The 15562-nt window shown below is 66.2% G+C and carries 13 protein-coding genes; 7 read left to right on the top strand and 6 right to left on the bottom strand.

The features are described 5' to 3' along the window. Positions 1 to 31: 31 nt before the first annotated feature. Positions 32 to 793 (bottom strand): SDR family NAD(P)-dependent oxidoreductase, encoded by a 762-nt coding sequence (locus BMZ45_RS17855; RefSeq protein WP_091637888.1) that lies wholly within the window; start codon positions 791 to 793, stop codon positions 32 to 34. Between the two features lie 122 nt (positions 794 to 915). Here BMZ45_RS17855 and BMZ45_RS17850 point away from each other — a divergent pair, with 122 nt between their 5' ends. Beyond that, positions 916 to 1824, top strand: coding sequence for a LysR family transcriptional regulator (locus BMZ45_RS17850; RefSeq protein ID WP_091637887.1), 909 nt, complete (start codon positions 916 to 918; stop codon positions 1822 to 1824). 132 nt (positions 1825 to 1956) lie between these two features. After that, a complete protein-coding gene (locus BMZ45_RS17845) occupies positions 1957 to 2373 on the top strand; it encodes a VOC family protein (protein ID WP_091637886.1) in 417 nt (138 codons plus the stop codon). A 63-nt stretch (positions 2374 to 2436) separates the two neighbouring features. Here the strand turns inward: BMZ45_RS17845 and BMZ45_RS17840 are convergent, their stop codons facing one another. Next, positions 2437 to 4377 (bottom strand): beta-propeller domain-containing protein, encoded by a 1941-nt coding sequence (locus BMZ45_RS17840; RefSeq protein WP_175489142.1) that lies wholly within the window; start codon positions 4375 to 4377, stop codon positions 2437 to 2439. A 187-nt stretch (positions 4378 to 4564) separates the two neighbouring features. Between BMZ45_RS17840 and BMZ45_RS17835 the strand changes: the two genes are divergently transcribed. After that, positions 4565 to 5494, top strand: a complete 930-nt coding sequence (locus BMZ45_RS17835; protein WP_091637884.1) for an alpha/beta fold hydrolase — start codon at positions 4565 to 4567, stop codon at positions 5492 to 5494. A gap of 821 nt (positions 5495 to 6315) precedes the next feature. On the opposite strand, the gene BMZ45_RS17830 is transcribed toward BMZ45_RS17835, so the two are convergent. Together BMZ45_RS17830 and BMZ45_RS17825 are read right to left on the bottom strand one after the other, a co-directional pair. Next, positions 6316 to 6873, bottom strand: coding sequence for a DUF3016 domain-containing protein (locus BMZ45_RS17830; protein WP_091637883.1), 558 nt, complete (start codon positions 6871 to 6873; stop codon positions 6316 to 6318). Between the two features lie 86 nt (positions 6874 to 6959). Then, positions 6960 to 7856, bottom strand: a complete 897-nt coding sequence (locus BMZ45_RS17825; protein WP_091637882.1) for a LysR family transcriptional regulator — start codon at positions 7854 to 7856, stop codon at positions 6960 to 6962. Positions 7857 to 7967: 111 nt separating this feature from the next. On the opposite strand from BMZ45_RS17825, the gene BMZ45_RS17820 reads away from it, so the two are divergent. Together BMZ45_RS17820 and BMZ45_RS17815 are read left to right on the top strand one after the other, a co-directional pair. Continuing rightward, the gene (locus BMZ45_RS17820; protein ID WP_091637881.1) at positions 7968 to 8723 is read left to right on the top strand and encodes a type 1 glutamine amidotransferase domain-containing protein; all 756 of its coding nucleotides are present in this window, start codon (positions 7968 to 7970) and stop codon (positions 8721 to 8723) included. Between the two features lie 232 nt (positions 8724 to 8955). Next, a complete protein-coding gene (locus tag BMZ45_RS17815) occupies positions 8956 to 10263 on the top strand; it encodes a metal-dependent hydrolase family protein (protein ID WP_091637880.1) in 1308 nt (435 codons plus the stop codon). Positions 10264 to 10459: 196 nt separating this feature from the next. Here the strand turns inward: BMZ45_RS17815 and BMZ45_RS21405 are convergent, their stop codons facing one another. Together BMZ45_RS21405 and BMZ45_RS17810 are read right to left on the bottom strand one after the other, a co-directional pair. After that, positions 10460 to 12346, bottom strand: a complete 1887-nt coding sequence (locus BMZ45_RS21405) for an esterase/lipase family protein (protein WP_139215565.1) — start codon at positions 12344 to 12346, stop codon at positions 10460 to 10462. A gap of 536 nt (positions 12347 to 12882) precedes the next feature. After that, the gene (locus tag BMZ45_RS17810) at positions 12883 to 13761 is read right to left on the bottom strand and encodes a LysR family transcriptional regulator (protein WP_091637879.1); all 879 of its coding nucleotides are present in this window, start codon (positions 13759 to 13761) and stop codon (positions 12883 to 12885) included. Positions 13762 to 14135: 374 nt separating this feature from the next. On the opposite strand from BMZ45_RS17810, the gene BMZ45_RS17805 reads away from it, so the two are divergent. Both BMZ45_RS17805 and BMZ45_RS17800 read left to right on the top strand, forming a co-directional pair. Next, the gene (locus BMZ45_RS17805) at positions 14136 to 14960 is read left to right on the top strand and encodes an alpha/beta fold hydrolase (RefSeq protein WP_091638034.1); all 825 of its coding nucleotides are present in this window, start codon (positions 14136 to 14138) and stop codon (positions 14958 to 14960) included. Between the two features lie 72 nt (positions 14961 to 15032). Next, positions 15033 to 15536: a hypothetical protein gene (locus BMZ45_RS17800; protein ID WP_091637878.1), complete on the top strand. Its 504-nt coding sequence runs from the start codon at positions 15033 to 15035 to the stop codon at positions 15534 to 15536. Positions 15537 to 15562 lie beyond the last annotated feature (26 nt).

Below are 15562 nucleotides of genomic sequence, written 5' to 3'. Positions count from 1 at the left end.
ACATGAGGGGATAGGCTTAACCGCCCCCTACTTAAAGAAACATGCCGCCGGAGGCTTCGATGCGTTGCGCATTGATCCAGCGGTTGTCCGGCGACAGCAAGGAAGCGAACACGCCGCCGATGTCGTCCGGCTGGCCGACCCGGCCCAGTGCGGTCTGCGCGGCGATGTAGGCGTTGACGTCGGCGTTGTCGCGCACGGTGCCGCCGCCGAAGTCGGTTTCGATCGCGCCCGGCGCGATCACGTTGACGGCGATGCCGCGCGGGCCGAGTTCCTTGGCCAGGTATTTGGTCAGCACTTCGATCGCGCCCTTCATCGATGCGTAGGCGCCGTAGCCGGGCAGGGCGAAGCGGGTCAGACCGGTGGAGACGTTGACGATGCGGCCGCCGTCGGCGATCAGCGGCAGCAGCGTCTGGGTGAGGAAGAACACGCCCTTGAAATGGATGTTCATCAGTTCGTCGAACTGCGCTTCGGTGGTCTCGGCCAACGCGGCGTGGGTGCCGATGCCGGCGTTGTTGATGAGGTAGTCGAAGCGCTCGCGCTGCCAATGCGCGGCCAGGGCGTCGCGGACTTGACCGGCGAAGGCGTCGAAGCTGCGGCTGTCGCCGACGTCGAGCGGCAGGGCGAGCGCGCGGCGGCCTTCGGCCTGGATAGCGGCGACGACGGCGTCGGCTTCGGCGCGGTTGCTGCGGTAGGTCAGGATCACGTCGCTGCCCTGGGCGGCGAGCTTGAGAGCGGCGTTGCGGCCGAGGCCGCGGCTGCCGCCGGTGATCAGGGCGATGGTGGAGGGGGTCATGGCGGGACTCCTGGGGGTGGGGATGTGGACGCCACTCTATTGGCGCGACTTATCGCGATAAATCTGCATAATTCGATTTGTCTGTTCGTAAATTGCGAACAATTGCGCCGCCCGGAGCCCCGATGAACCAGCTCGACGCCATGCAGGTCTTCGTCCGGGTCGCCGAGCTGGCCAGCTTCACCCGCGCCGCCGACAGCCTGGGCCTGCCCAAGGCCAGCGCCTCGACCGCGGTGCAGCAGCTGGAAAACCTGCTGGGCACGCGCCTGCTGCATCGGACCACGCGCAAGGTTCAGACCACCCAGGACGGGCAAGCCTTCTACGAGCGCTGCAAGGACGTGCTGGCCGACATGGACGAGTTGCGCGGCATGTTCCAGCAGGCGCCGCAGGCGCTGCGCGGCCGCCTGCGCGTGGACATGCCCAGCGGGATGGCGCACACCCTGGTGATTCCGCGCTTGCCGGAGTTCCTGGCCCTGCACCCGCAGCTGGCGCTGGAACTGAGCAGCGCCGACCGCCGCGTCGATCTGGTACGCGAGGGTTTCGACTGCGTGGTACGGATCGGCACTCTGGGCGACAGCAGCCTGATCGCGCGCCCCTTGGGTCAGTTCCGCGTGGCCAACTGCGCCAGTCCCGGCTACCTGCGGCAGTACGGCGTGCCGCGCACGCTGGAGGATCTGGCCGGCCACCGCCTGGTCCACTACGCGGCCAGCCTGGGGGGGCGGCCCGACGGCTGGGAGTACTGGGACGGCGCGGCCTACCGCAGCCTGCCCATGGCCGGCGTGCTCACCGTCAACAACGTCGAGGCCTACCGCACCGCCTGCCTGGTCGGCCTGGGCATGATCCAGGCCCCGTTGATCGGGCTGGAGCCCTACCTGGCGCGCGGCGAGCTGGTGGAGGTGCTGCCGGAGCTGAGCGCCGAGCCCATGCCGGTGTCGCTGCTGTACGCCAACCGGCGCAACCTGCCCTTGCGTGCGCAGGTGTTCATGCAGTGGATGGCCGAGCTGCTGCAGCCCTATCTGGACCCGCCTGGCTGAGGCCGGGCCGGGCGGAAAAATTATTTCGCGGGCCGTGTCGATCACGCGCCCCTTGGTTCGTCGTCAAGTAGAGCAGGCCGGATCGATCCCGTACTGGGCCCGCCAACTACCCTCCACCCTCAAGGATTCGTCATGGCCACCAAGATCTTCGTCAACCTCCCCGTCCAGGACCTGGACCGTTCGGTCGCCTTCTATACCCAGCTGGGCTATTCGTTCAACGCCAAGTTCACCGACGAGAACGCGACCTGCATGATCGTCTCCGACGACATCTACGTGATGCTGCTGGTCAAGCCGTTCTTCCAGAGTTTCGTGAGCAAGCCGGTCGGCGACGCCAGCAAGAACGTGCTGGCCATCCTCAGCATCAATGCCGAAGACCGCGCCGGCGTCGACGCGCTGGTCGAGAAGGCGATCGCGGCCGGCGCCAAGTCGCCCGAGGCCAAGGATTACGGCTTCATGTACCAGCGCGGTTACGAAGACCCGGACGGCCACCAGTGGGAAGTGTTCTACATGGATCCGGACGCCGATCCGAGCGCCGCGCAGGCGGGCTGATTCGATCACCGACTCGTTCGCGAACCTCCCCCGTACGAGCGGGGGAGGTTCGCGCTCGCGTACTTATTTGGAAACGGCCGCGGCGCGCCCGGGGCCGAAGTCCACGCGGCGGCGTTCTTGGATGCGGTCCGCATCGACGCGGCCTTCGACCAGTTCGTAGCCGAGCAGGGCGAATACGCGACCGCCGACGAAGATGGGGCGCGCGTTGCCGTACCAATCCACGCAGCTGACCTGGCAACCGTCGTCGACGGCCGGCGAGGTACGCGCGTCGAGCTGGCCCATGCGGCTCAGGTGCAGGGCGCGGTTGCGCAGGTAGACGACGCTGGCCTGGCCGGGGGCTTCGTCGTCGTCCGGGTCCTCGCGCAGTACCGGCAGGCCGGCAATGCCGATACCGTCGCCAGTGGGTCGGTAGAAGAAGCCATGAGTGCGCTGGTCGGCTTGGTAGGTGTCCGGATAGACGAAGGCGCTGGCGGGGGCGGGCTTGCCGTCCAGACGCACGCTGGTGAAGTGGAGGTCGGATCCGTTCGGACCGACCAGCAAGGCGTCGTCGCCCAAGGCTTCGATGCGGCTGATGTAATGCGGCAGTCCGAACGCTTGCAGGGGCGCCTGGCTGTCGGCGTAGCGCAGGGCGTATCCGGAGTGTTTGATCGGCCGCTTGTCTGCCCAGTTCTCGCCCTCTCCATAGACCAGCCAATCGCCGATGTAGCGGTTGTACAGACTGGCGTATTCGCTGTTGATGCCGGGCAAGGCGCGATACGCCGAAGCGGGCGCCCGCGCGGTGGCGTCGCCGAACGACGCCAGGGGCACGCGCAGCAGGGCGACTTCGCCGGCTTTCAGTCCCTGTCGCCACATGCCCTGGCCGTCGTAGCTGGTGCCCACCAGTACATTCAAATGGCCGTCGCGTTGCAGAAAGGACATCTGGTCGATCGGATAACCGCTGGTGCGCAAGGCGGCGGGCGCGCCGCCATCCAGGGGCAGGCGGAACACCGACGACGGTTTGGGGTGCTCCGAGTCGGCCTCCCACGAGGCGGTCCAGACGTAGACCGCATCCTCGGATACATAAAAATCGCGAGAGTCCTCGCCCAGAACCGCGGTGGCGCGACAACTCATCTCCGCCGCGCCGAGTTCGCAGATGCTGACCGTATGCAGGCTCACCTCCTGATCGCCGTCCGGTCGGTCCAGGCCGCGATAGATGCGCGTTGCCGGCAGGATGCGCTTGAAGTCGTCCGGCGTGGCCGCGGTGCGCCAATGGCGCAGCGCGGGAAGCTGGGCATTCGGATCGTCCAGATCGACCGGGACGGGCGCGTAAAAAATCAGCGTGCGTCCGATCAGGCGGCTGGCGTAGTTGCGTTCGGAGTAGTAATCGCCGCTGCGCAGTTGGTAAGTGTTGCGGTAGTGCAGACCGCCTTGGGCGTCCAGTTCGAACAGGCCGATCTCGGTGCCGCCGCGTTCGTAGCTGTAGCCGATCACCACCACCGTGCGGTCGGAGATCAGCATCTCGTCGATCCAGGTGTCGTCCATATCGACGCCCGGCGCATGCGCCGGAAGCGTGGATACCGCCCGCAGCTCGTCGTCGCCGATGCGAACGGTGAACAAGCGACCGCGTCGAAGCACGATCAGGTAGTCGCCCGCCTTTTTCACGATGTCGCCTTCGTCGACGCCTTCGGTCTGCACGTTGGTGATCGAATCCGGACCGGTCGGCGCCAGGTCGCTGGCCGAGATTCGCGAGCCGGTGACCTCGATCCTGTCCAGCGAGAGCGATTGCCCCGACGAATCGACCTCTGGCGGATTGGCGGCCATAGGCGCGGGCGGCGGCGCCTGCATGACCGGATGGCGCAGTCGGCTGCGCGCGCCCTCCTGTTTCCATTTCTTCAGCAGGGCTTGAAAGGCGGCCTCATCCTCGAACGGTTGCAGGCTGGGCTTAGCCGCCGCCGCGGGCGCCGTAGCCAGGATTCCCAGCGCCAGCGCAGCCGACAGCAACGCAGTTTTGACGATTCCGCTCATCCCCTTCCCCTGTAAGCGCATCGGCGCATCGGCACGCCGTCGGTCCGAACCCCATCGTAGCGGCCGGCATCGATTCCAACGAGCGGGGTGAGGGAACGGGGTCGAACCCTCACTCCCGGCACAGTCCAGGGCCGGCGCGCGCTGCGATGATCGCGGCGACCTCCCTACGACCTGCGAGTCCGGCGCCATGAACACGACCCTCCCAAATCCCAGGCGTTGCGCGCGGCTATGGGCGCTGATCGGCTCGCTCCTGCTGGCCGGCGTGCTGGCGAGCGGGTCGGTGGCCGCTGCCGAGGGCTACGCCGCCGGCTCGGTGCCGGCCTCCGACGGCACACGCATTCACTACGTCGACAACGGGCGGACCGACGCGGCGCCGGTGCTGGTGTTCGTGCCCGGCTGGGGCATGGATCACACGATCTGGGACGCGCAGCTGGCGGCGTTCGGCGAGGGGCATCGGGTGGTGGCGATTGACCCGCGTTCGCAGGGGGCCTCGCAGCACAGCGGGAGCGGCAATACGCCGGAGGTGCGCGCGGGCGATATCGAGGCCTTGTTGGCGGCGCGCAAGCTAGACGGGGTGGTGCTGATCGGTTGGTCGCAGGGCGTGCAGGATGTCGCCGCCTATGTGCAGCGTTACGGGACCGGGCGTATCGCCGGCCTGGTGTTGGTGGATGCGGCGGTTTCGCGCGGTGCTGGCGGGGTGAGCGCGGATCCGCAGGCGGCGCAGCGCTTCCTCGAGATGATGGCGGTCTACGCGGCGCATCCGCGCGAGTATCTGCGCGGCATGATGGGCGCGATTTTCGTGAAACCTTTGGATGCGCCGCGTGTGGAGCGACGCGTTGAAATCGCTATGCGTACGCCGGTGAGCACGGGCGTGGCGATGCTGGTGGCCGATATGTATGGCGTCGACCGCCGCGGCGCGCTGAAGAAGTTCGATCGGCCGACGTTGATCGTGGCGGCGGCGAGTTCGGACGAGCTTGCGGCGCAGAAGGCGATCGCGGAGCAGGTGCCGGGGGCGCGTTTGGAGGTCATCGCTGATGCGGGGCATGGGGTATTCGTGGATCAGCCCGAGGCGTTCAATACGGCGCTGCGGGAGTTCTTGGAGACGCTGCGGCGCTAAGGTGGAGTCGCTGTTTTGAGGGGGGCGGCGTCGTGGGTGGGGTGGCGCGATCGCGGCTTACGCCGCTCCCACAGAAAGCAGAAAGCGGAGTCGGCAGGACCGGGTAGGAGCGGCGCGAGCCGCGACCTGGGATTCGGCGTGCGTCGTTGGTTCCGTCGCAGTTGCGGTTTCGCGGTCGCGGCTTGCGCCGCTCCTACAGGTGGCGATCGGAATAGGCGCGGGTGGGGGCGAGCGATGTTCGGGGCGCGTTGCGCTGGCGCTGTGGGAGCGGCGTAAGCCGCGATTGGGCTGCGGCGATGACGCGAGTTGCGCGACGAGTGCGAGGCTTCCATCGCGGCTTACGCCGCTCCCACAGGAAGCAGAAAGCGGAGTCGGTTTGGCCGGGTAGGAGCGGCGCGAGCCGCGACTCGGGATTCGGCGTGCGTCGTTGCTTTCGCCGTGGGCGCGGTTTCGCGGTCGCGGCTTGCGCCGCTCCTACAGGTGGCGATCGGAAGAGGCGCGGGTGGGGGCGAGCGATGTTCGGGGCGCGTTGCGCTGGCGCTGTGGGAGCGGCGTGAGCCGCGATTGGGCTGCGGCGATGACGCGAGTTGCGCGACGAGTGCGGGGCATTCATCGCGGCTTACGCCGCTCCCACAGGAAGCAGAAAGCGGAGTCGGCATGGCCGGGTAGGAGCGGCGCGAGCCGCGACTCGGGATTCGGCGTGCGTCGTTGGTTTCGCCGTGGGTGCGGTGTCGCGGTCGCGGCTTGCGCCGCTCCTACAGGGGCGGATGCGGCTGGTGGCGCGCCCATGGAGGGTGCGGAGCGGCGGGCGGCGGTGCGGCTTAGACGTCGGGGCGCTTGAGTTCGCGGTCCAGCCAGCGGTTGATCAGCGTCTTTTCGTAACGCAGCGGGTCGCTGTTGCTCAGGGGGTTGGCGTTGCTGAGGAAACCCATGTCGCTGAGTTTGCGTTCGCCTTCGGCGATGACCTGGCCGTCGGCGCCGATGCGGCGGAAGTTGAGGGTGATGCGCGGCGGGTAGATGTCGCGGATGAAGCGGGTGTCGTTGAAGGCGACGCCGCGCCAGGGTTCGTAGTTGCCGGCGCGGCGGATATCGAGGATGTCGACTTCCAGGCGCTCGCCCGCGGGCAGGCGCTTCTGCGCGCGCTGGCGCAGGTGCTGGGCCAGGTCTTCGACCCAGTTGCCGCGCTTGGCTTCGCTGGCGTTGCCGCTGTAACGGATCTCGGTGAACTGGGCCGGGTTTTCCCAACGCACTTCGACCGGGCCCTGTTCGGGCAAGGCGCGCGGCGCGTCCGGGTCGGTGACGTTGCGGCTCTTGGCGGCGGCGGTGCCGGCCAGCATCAGAGCGAGCAGGGCGGCGATCAAGGCAGGACGGAGAATCATGGGTGACTCCGTGGATAGCGCGCTGAGGCGACAAGCGGATTGTCCGCCCGCGCGCGGGGCTCCGCAAATGTCGACGCGGCGGTGCTTTAGCCCGCGCTCAGCGCCGCGATCAGGGCGCGCGCGGCCGCCGACAGCTGCCGGTGCGGTGCGTAGATCAGCGAGAACGATCGGCTGCGGCCGCGCGTGTGCGGCAGCACCTCGACCAGGCGTCCGGCGCGCACGCGTTCGCCGACGATGAAGTCGTAGCTCTGGCAGATGCCCGCGCCCTGTTCGGCCAACGACACCATGCCCAAGGGATCGTCCGACACCCGCAAGGCTCCGCCCGGCGTCCAGTCGCGATCGCGGCCGTCCTCGCGCAGGATCCAGGGGAACACGCGTCCGCTGCTGGGCATCACGAACGACAGGCAACGGTGTTGGGCCAGCTCGTCGATCGTGCGCGGGAGGCCCGCGTGCCGCAGGTAGTCGGGCGAGGCGACCAGGCAGACCGGCGCGTCCTCGAGCTTGCGCGCGACCAGGCCGCTGTCGGGCAACTCGCCCAGTCGGATCGCGAGGTCGTAGCCCTCGGCGATCAGGTCGACATTGCGATTGGCGATGCTCAGCTCGATGCGCACCTGCGGGTGCTGTTGGGCGAACGCCTGCAGGCGCGCCGGCAGACGGTAGTGGCCGTAGGTGGTGGGCACGCTCAGGCGCACGCTGCCGGAGAGTGCGCCGCCCTGGCCCTGCAGGCTGCGTTCGGCCTCGTCGATCAGGGCGAAGGCAGCACGCGTTTGCTCCAGATAGGCGCGCCCGGCTTCGGTCAGGCCCAGGCGCCGGGTCGTGCGCCGCAGCAGTTGCACGCCCAGCCGGGTTTCCAGGCGCGCGATCGCGCGGCTGATCGCCGAGGGCGTGGTCGCCAGCGCGGTCGCGGCGGCGGTCAGCGAGCCGCGTTCGACCGCGGCGGCGAAGGCCTCGACGTCGGCCAGATGGTCGTAGTGGCGGCTCATTATTGCGTTCCACGCACGAGTAATTTGCCAGGGCACCAGTTTATCGCCACAAACGGCAGGAATAGAGTGCCTGCACCCGGTCGGCTCCCGACCCTTCCCAGGATTCCCGCCATGAGCGCTCTATTCGCCGCCGCCCTGTTCGGCCTGTCCGCCGCCGCCACCGGCGCCACCCCGCCCGCGCCCAAGCCGGTGCTGATGGTGCTGACCAGCCACGGCACCAAGGGCAGCACCGGCCAGCCCACCGGTTTTTACCTGGGCGAGGTCACGCACCCCTTGGCGGTGTTCGATGCCGCCGGCATCGCGGTCGAGTTCGCTTCGATCCAGGGCGGCGAGCCGCCGGTCGACGGCGTCGAACTGGACGACGTCACCAACGCGCATTACTGGAACGACGCCGGCTTCCGCGCCGCGATCCGCAACACCGCGCGCCTGGACGAGGTCGACAGCCGCAAGTACGCGGCGGTGTTCTACGCCGGCGGCCATGGCGCGGTGTGGGATTTTCCCGACAGCCCGGCGGTGCAGCGGGTGACGCGCGAGGTGTACGAGTCCGGCAACGTGGTCGCCGCGGTCTGCCACGGCCCGGCCGCGCTGGTGAACGTGAAGCTCAGCGACGGCAGCTACCTGGTGGCCGGCAAGCGCGTCAGCGCGTTCACCGACGACGAAGAGCGCGCAGTGAAGCTGGAGAGCGTGGTGCCGTTCCTGCTCGCCAGCACGCTGAGCCGGCGCGGCGCGCAGCATCAGGCCGCGCCGAACTGGACCGCGCAGGTCAGCGTCGACGGACGTCTGGTCACCGGCCAGAACCCGCAGTCGGCCACCGCCACCGCCGAGGCGGTGCGCGATCTGTTGCGCAAGTCGGCGGCCGCCAACTAGTACCCGGCGCCGTGAAGACGATGCGGTTCGCCTTTGGCTCACCGCATCCTGCGCATCGCGATGCCTGGCGGCGTCCTCTTCGGGTCATGGCGAGGACGGCCGGAGAATTTCGCGCACGATCGGATGCGGGGCGCGCGCGGAAACTGAGGCGTCGGTCATCCGAAGGTCCCATATCCCGCGTCGCAGCAAGCCCTACACTCGCTCTCACCATGTCGCTCCGGGGAGAGTCCGTATGAAGTTGCGCAACGCCGTCCTGTCCGCTGCCTGGTCCTTGGGTCTGAGCCTGGCGATGAACGCGCAGGCGCAGAGCGCCGCGCCGACGATCGCGCTCAAGGCCGCGCATCTGTTCGACGGACGCAGCGGGCAGTTGGTTTCGCCCGGCGTGGTGGTGGTGCGCGGCGATCGCATCGTCGCGGTCGGTCGCGATGCCGCGATCCCCGCCGACGCGCAAGTGATCGACCTGGGCGATGCGACCCTGCTGCCCGGCTTCATCGATGCGCATACCCACCTGGCCTCCGACCACAGCGAGGATTGGGCCCAGGGCTTCTACGAGAACATGCTGCGCTTCCCGACCGAGCAGGCCTTCCATGCGCAGCGCAACGCGCAGTCGGCGCTGAAGGCCGGCGTGACGACCGCGCGCGAGCTGGGCGCGCCGGATTTCGTCGACATCGGCCTGCGCAACGCGATCAACGCCGGCCTGGTCCAGGGCCCGCGCCTGATCGTGGCCGGCCACGCCATCGGCTCCACCGGCGGCCATTGCGACAGCGTCAACGCGCCCCCGGACCGGATCCGTCCCGCCGGTCCGCTGGAAGGGGTGTGCAACGGCGCCGAGGAATGCCGGCTGGCGGTGCGCCAGCAGATGAAGTTCGGCGCCGACGTGATCAAGATCTGCGCCTCCGGCGGCGTGCTGTCCGAGTCCGACCCGGTCGACGTGCCGCAGCTGACGCCGGCCGAACTCGGCGCGATCATCGGCGAGGCCCACAACTGGGGCCGCAAGGTGGCTGCGCACAGCCACGGCGACGTCGCCGCGCGGCTGGCGGTGGAGGCCGGCATCGATTCGATCGAGCACGGCAGCTTCCTCACCCCGGCCACGCTGCAGCTGATGAAGAACAAGGGCGTCTACCTGGTGCCCACGCGCATGACCCAGTTGTGGGTGGACGAAAAGGCCGATACCTATCCGCCCAAGATCGGCGAGAAGGCGCGTGCGGCCGCGGCCGCGCATACCCAGATGTTCAAGCAGGCGCTCAAGATCGGCGTGCCGATCGCTTATGGCACCGATTCGGCGGTTTTCCCGCACGGCCTCAACGCACGCGAGTTCGGCGATTACGTCGACATGGGCATGAGCCCGGCGCAGGCGTTGATGACCAGCAGCCAGGGCTCGGCGAAATTGCTCGGCATCGACAAGGACACCGGCACCCTGGAAGTCGGCAAGGCCGCCGACATCGTGGCGGTGCCCGGCGACGTGATCCAGAACGTGCGCGCGACCGAGAAGCCGGTGCTGGTGATGCGCGCGGGCGTGGTGGTCAAGAGCGCGCCGTGAGCTGCGCCACGCGAGCGTAGTGTTCGCAATATTAGACGCCAAAAGATCTGGGGTGATGCATCGTCGCAGCCCGCGCATTAGCTTCTGGGGCGTTCGAGGAGTTTCTGTGGGTAACCATAAGAGCCGAATGCAAAACGTCGCGCCGAATCATCTCCAATGTGGGTTATCAGTATGCGCCACTGGTGTGCAGAGGGATTTAGCCCTCTGCCTCTGAGTCTGGTCGTTGTAGAGGAAGTGTGTCCTTCTTTTGGTTTAGCATGTCTTTGTTTGCGTTGTACTGGATGTTCGGGCCGAATGTCTGTTGCATATGTTGAATATCCCTGAGCTTAAACTCTAGCTCTGGTGACGCGCTTATTCTGTGGGCATCTCGATACGCAATCTTGGCATCTTCAATCATGCCTCTCTCTCGAAAAACATCTCCCTTGAGGCTCAGCCCAGCGGGCTTGAGCGCAGGTACTTCTTGCAGTTTTGTTGCCAAGCGAGACCATGTGTCGAGGTTGATATGGCTTGGTCGGTAGCTAGAAATCTTAACGTCACCGTAATCTGTTGCGTGTGCCCAGGTCCCAGGAAGCTTCACTCCTGTTTGCTTTTCAATTGCGCTGATTAGCGGCTCTGCGCTGGGTATTTTTTTTACTTCGCCCCAGGTGGCTGTTTCGTCGGTCGCCTTGAGTAAAGTGGCTGCGGCCAGTTCAGAGAAGCCCGTTGCGGATAGCGCGTCGGCCGTTATTAGCGCGCTCAAACCTTTTTGATTGGACAGTTCAGGGTGCTGGCTCTGAAGCGATTTTTGAGCTGCGTCAATCAACCATTCTCTCTGTCCATCTGGTGATAGTGCCTTTAGCTGTGCGATGTTCTCCGGCACTTCTAAGTGTTGCTCAAGGTCGCTAGCTAACTTCTCGATTGTTGGGTTTTGGTTGATAACTTCTTTTGACACTCGTACGACGATTGTTCGCTCGGGCATCGCGGCGGCCTTCAGCGTAAGGCGATACTCAGGACGCCATTCGCCTGTGTGCAAAAGATAGAACCGGAGTTCCTCGGTGTTTCCTGGCGAAATATGGCGGGGTGTATGGGTGGGCGACACAATAAGTTTTGGATTTGACATGGGGCCCAAGGTGTATCGAACCGTGCGGGGGCCCTGGTTCACTAGGCGTGCAACATTGTCTTTCTGTAAATCATATGAGTACACCAAGTGCTCACCTTCATTTGTAAAGCCAACTGCTTCGACTAAGGGCTTGCGCTTAGTGCCGAGAACATAGTCATTGAGTGCGATCACCAGTTTTACTACCGAGTCGTGCTGTTCGTGTGTTGGCTTAACGATGGTGATGTGATCGGTGCCACCCACTGCCATGCGCGTACCATCGCAGTAGCGAGTGGCGCTGGTGCGATCAACGATTTTTATTCCGTGAGTATCAGCGGTTTCATAGGCGCAAACTACGTGTGGAAGACGTTCTCGGGGGATCAATCCCCAGCTATCGTCCAGGCCTCTGAGAAAGTCAGAGCCGTTGGCTGGGACCAATTGCCGGAGCGCGGGATTGTCAGAGAAGTGTGCGCCGATTTGAGCGAGCTGTGAGCCCTCTTGCGGCACGGCATACATCATGACCAGAGGTACTTGCTCCAATCTATCCGGATGATTGACAAGCTCCTGCATCGTTATGAGTCCACCCATGCTATGAGTGACGAACACAACGGTGTCGTAGTCCCATACGCCTGCGTAACGTAAGCGATCGTCAAGTACGCCGGCCGCCTCTCGTATGTCTAGCGAGCCGTCACGCAACATGTTGGAAGTGAAGCCAAAAGCGAATATGTCGACCTGTGGGCCGATGTCTGGATTGTCATGGATGTATTGGAATAAGCTCTCGCCTTTCTCGTTGGTCGCGGTACTGGTGGCGCCACCAAAAAGACCGTGTACGAATACGAGCGCGACGTCAGCGTGTTTATCGTCGCGGTAGATCCAGCGAGGCATCTCGCTCAGTGTGGTGTCTTCTAAGGGGTCCTTGGCGCAACCTGTTGGTGATAGTGTCCCCAATATGAGCATTGCCAAGTAAAAAAAGCGCATCCCCCAGCGACAATTGAATTCTGTTTGCATCGAGCTCCCTCCCTGGTGCCTGCATAGAATGTATTCCTCGCAACGAAGTTTACGTCCAGAAAAGGCAACGTGGGGAATGCCCCCGTTCAACAGCACTCATTTCGATGCGCTGATGCGGCGCTGCAGCACGGATTGACTAGGCGAGCCTTCGATCCTGGCCTAGCGGATGCGGCGCCGCTCATAAGGTATGGCCGTCGTCTTCCGTGCTCCTGCCTCCATAAGTGGAGGTCACGGAGCCGCTTCCTGGATTCCTGTTAACGGCTAGTGGAAGATGATTGCGAGGCATGGAAGCCGGTGCTGGTGGTGCGTACGGCCGTAGTGGTTAAGAGCAGGCCCTGAGTCGCGGGCAAAGCTCTGGAAAGCCTCAAAGAAAGCCGGAGCGACGCGCGGTCCCAGTCCGCGCGCCGCCCCGGGGATCTCCCTGACGAGGAGAGCCACAGCTTGCCTGCGCGCTGTCGCAGCAGCCGAGACTGCCGCGCGATGTCGTGATGTCCGCGCCAAGGCCGCGGCGTCCGCAGCCGGGACGAGGCCGCGCCTCAGCCGTCGCCGCGCAAGGCCGCCGCATCCGCCGCGAACAACTGCGCCAGCCACGCCGCGACGTAGCGGAAGCGCGCGACCTGGCCGGCGTCGCGGTGGCTGAGCAGCCATAGATCGCGATACAGCACCGGGGTAGGGTCCAGCCGCATCAGGCCGCCGATGCGATCGCCGACCACGCAGGGCAGCAGGGCCAGGCCCACGCCGGATTCGCAGGCGTGGACCATGGTGGCCACGCTGCTGACCCGGACCAGACGCTTGGGCCCGAGGCGTTGCAGCCACTGCATTTCCGGCAGGCGCGCGAGTTCCTCGCCATAGGCCAGCCAGGGCTGCTCGGGCCACTGCTCGCGCGCCAGCGGCACGCGTCGGCGCATGCCGTAGACCGCGAAGCCCAGCTCGCCGACCTTGCGCATGCGCAAGGAGGCGTCCTGGCTGGGGCGCGCCAGACGCACCGCGAGATCGGCCTCGCGACGCGCGAACGAGACATCGTGGTTGCCGGCGATCAGCTGCATCTGCAGGCCGGGATGTTCCTGCAGCAAGGCCGGCAGGCGCGGCGCCAGCCAGTGGCTGAAGAGCACGTCGACCGCGGTCAGCCGCACCGGTCCGGTCATGCCTTCGGCTTCGGCGCGGGTGTCCAGCAGCATGGTCTGGACGCGGTCGTAGATCGCCTCGGCGTGGCTCACGAACACGCGTCCGGCATCGGTGGGCTTGTAGCCGCCGGGTTCGCGGATGAACACGCGCAGGCCCAGCGCGCGTTCGGCCGCGGCCACGCGCCGGCTCACCGTCGACACGTCCAGGCCGAGCAGGCGCGCGGTCTGGCTCATGTTGCCGTTCTCGGCCAGCGCCAGCAGCAGGGGGATGTCGTTCCAGTCCAGCTTCACCGGCCGCTCCTACGCAATCGACGTGCCACGGGCTTTTGCAAAAACGCAAACATTGTTTGCTCGGCTGGGTATTTCCGCAAGGCGCCGGCCTGGGTAACTATGCCTCCACGGTGCCAATACGCACATCGATCGGCGCCGCCGCAGCATCCGTCCCGCGCCCCACCTGCTCCGCCGCACGGCCCAAGAGGAGGTACCCCGCCATGACCCGCAAACCGTCCGCCGATGTCGATCCCTTGCGCCGCGCCCTGCTTGCCGGCTCGGCCGCGCTCGCCGCCGGCCTCGCGCTGCCGCTGAGCGGCTGCGCGGATACCGATGCCCCACGCACCAACGCCGCCGTTCCGACCCCACCCCCCACCGACTCCGGGAGCAAGACCATGAGCACGATCACCACCAAAGACGGCACCCAGATCTATTACAAGGATTGGGGCAGCGGCCCCGTCGTCGTCCTCAGCCACGGCTGGCCGCTCAATGCCGACAGCTGGGAAGCGCAGATGCTGTTCCTGGCCGAAAACGGCTACCGCGTGATCGCGCACGACCGGCGCGGCCACGGCCGCTCCAGTCAGCCCTGGCAGGGCAACGACATGGATCACTACGCCGACGACCTGGCCGAGCTGCTCGAGCACCTGGACGTCAAGGACGCGGCGCTGTTCGGCTTCTCCACCGGCGGCGGCGAAGTCGCGCGCTATGTGGGCCGTCACGGCACCGCGCGCGTCGCCAAGCTCGGCCTGATCTCGGCGGTGCCGCCGCTGATGCTCAAGACCGAGGCCAATCCCGGCGGTCTGCCGATCGAAGTGTTCGACGGCATCCGCAAGGGCTCGTTGGCCGACCGTTCGCAGCTCTACCAGGACCTCGCCAGCGGTCCGTTCTTCGGCTACAACCGGCCCGGCGCCAAGAAATCGCAGGGCGCGATCGACGCGTTCTGGATGCAGGGCATGATGGCCGGGCACAAGAACGCCTACGACTGCATCGCCGCATTCTCGGCCACCGACTTCACCGAAGATCTGAAGAAGTTCGACAAGCCGACCCTGGTGCTGCACGGCGACGACGATCAGATCGTACCGGTGGACGCCGCCGCGCGCGCCTCCGCCAAGCTGATCCCGCAGGCCAAGCTGGTGATTTACCCCGGCGCGCCGCACGGCATCACCGACACCCACAAGGAAAAACTCGGCGCCGACATGTTGGCGTTCCTGAAGTCCTGACCCGCGCGCGACGCCGGCCGCGCGCCGGCGTCGCGCTTCCGTCCTATCCGCCCAGCCTTCGCGAGGTGAATCATGTTCGGCATCACGCCCTTCGGCATGTTCCATACCGTCGTCAGCCTTATCGCCCTGTTCGCCGGCCTCATCGCCCTGATCCGCTATCGCGAGATCGGCTACGAGCGCCTGATCGGCAAGGTCTACGTGTGGTTCACCGTCGGCAGCTGCGTCACCGGCTTCTTCATCTTCCGTCATGGCGGCTTCGGCAAGCCGCATGCGCTGGGCGTGATCACCCTGATCGTGCTGTTCGCGGCGCTGGGCGCCGACCGCAAGGCGATCTTCGGCCGACTGTCGCGCTACATCGCGGTGATCGGCTATTCGCTGACGGTGTTCTTCCATCTGATTCCGGGCTTCACCGAAACCGCCACCCGCATCCCCGAAGGCCGGCCGCTGGTGTCGGGCCCGGACGCGCCCGAGCTGCAGGCCGCGGTCGGCGCGGCCTTCCTGGTGTTCCTGGCGGTGGCGCTGTTGCAGGCGCTGCGGATCCGTCGCCAGCGCGCGCTGCTACCGCAAGCCGCCTGATGCCACTCCTCATTCGGAAGACATGC

This window comes from Lysobacter sp. cf310 (assembly GCF_900114355.1).
Classification (GTDB): Bacteria; Pseudomonadota; Gammaproteobacteria; order Xanthomonadales; family Xanthomonadaceae; genus Lysobacter.
The sequence above is the reverse complement of the archived record's forward strand: the minus strand, read 5'-3'. Positions and strand labels throughout refer to the sequence as shown.

Excerpts from the sequence above, each read along its gene's own strand:
- BMZ45_RS17800 (WP_091637878.1), top strand. The coding sequence starts at position 15,033 with ATGTTCGGCATCACGCCCTTCGGCATGTTCCATACCGTCGTCAGCCTT.
- BMZ45_RS17855 (WP_091637888.1), bottom strand. The coding sequence starts at position 793 with ATGACCCCCTCCACCATCGCCCTGATCACCGGCGGCAGCCGCGGCCTC.
- BMZ45_RS17850 (WP_091637887.1), top strand. The coding sequence starts at position 916 with ATGAACCAGCTCGACGCCATGCAGGTCTTCGTCCGGGTCGCCGAGCTG.
- BMZ45_RS17830 (WP_091637883.1), bottom strand. The coding sequence starts at position 6,873 with ATGATTCTCCGTCCTGCCTTGATCGCCGCCCTGCTCGCTCTGATGCTG.
- BMZ45_RS17805 (WP_091638034.1), top strand. The coding sequence starts at position 14,136 with ATGAGCACGATCACCACCAAAGACGGCACCCAGATCTATTACAAGGAT.
- BMZ45_RS17825 (WP_091637882.1), bottom strand. The coding sequence starts at position 7,856 with ATGAGCCGCCACTACGACCATCTGGCCGACGTCGAGGCCTTCGCCGCC.
- BMZ45_RS17835 (WP_091637884.1), top strand. The coding sequence starts at position 4,565 with ATGAACACGACCCTCCCAAATCCCAGGCGTTGCGCGCGGCTATGGGCG.
- BMZ45_RS17845 (WP_091637886.1), top strand. The coding sequence starts at position 1,957 with ATGGCCACCAAGATCTTCGTCAACCTCCCCGTCCAGGACCTGGACCGT.
- BMZ45_RS17815 (WP_091637880.1), top strand. The coding sequence starts at position 8,956 with ATGAAGTTGCGCAACGCCGTCCTGTCCGCTGCCTGGTCCTTGGGTCTG.
- BMZ45_RS17820 (WP_091637881.1), top strand. The coding sequence starts at position 7,968 with ATGAGCGCTCTATTCGCCGCCGCCCTGTTCGGCCTGTCCGCCGCCGCC.
- BMZ45_RS17840 (WP_175489142.1), bottom strand. The coding sequence starts at position 4,377 with ATGAGCGGAATCGTCAAAACTGCGTTGCTGTCGGCTGCGCTGGCGCTG.
- BMZ45_RS21405 (WP_139215565.1), bottom strand. The coding sequence starts at position 12,346 with ATGCAAACAGAATTCAATTGTCGCTGGGGGATGCGCTTTTTTTACTTG.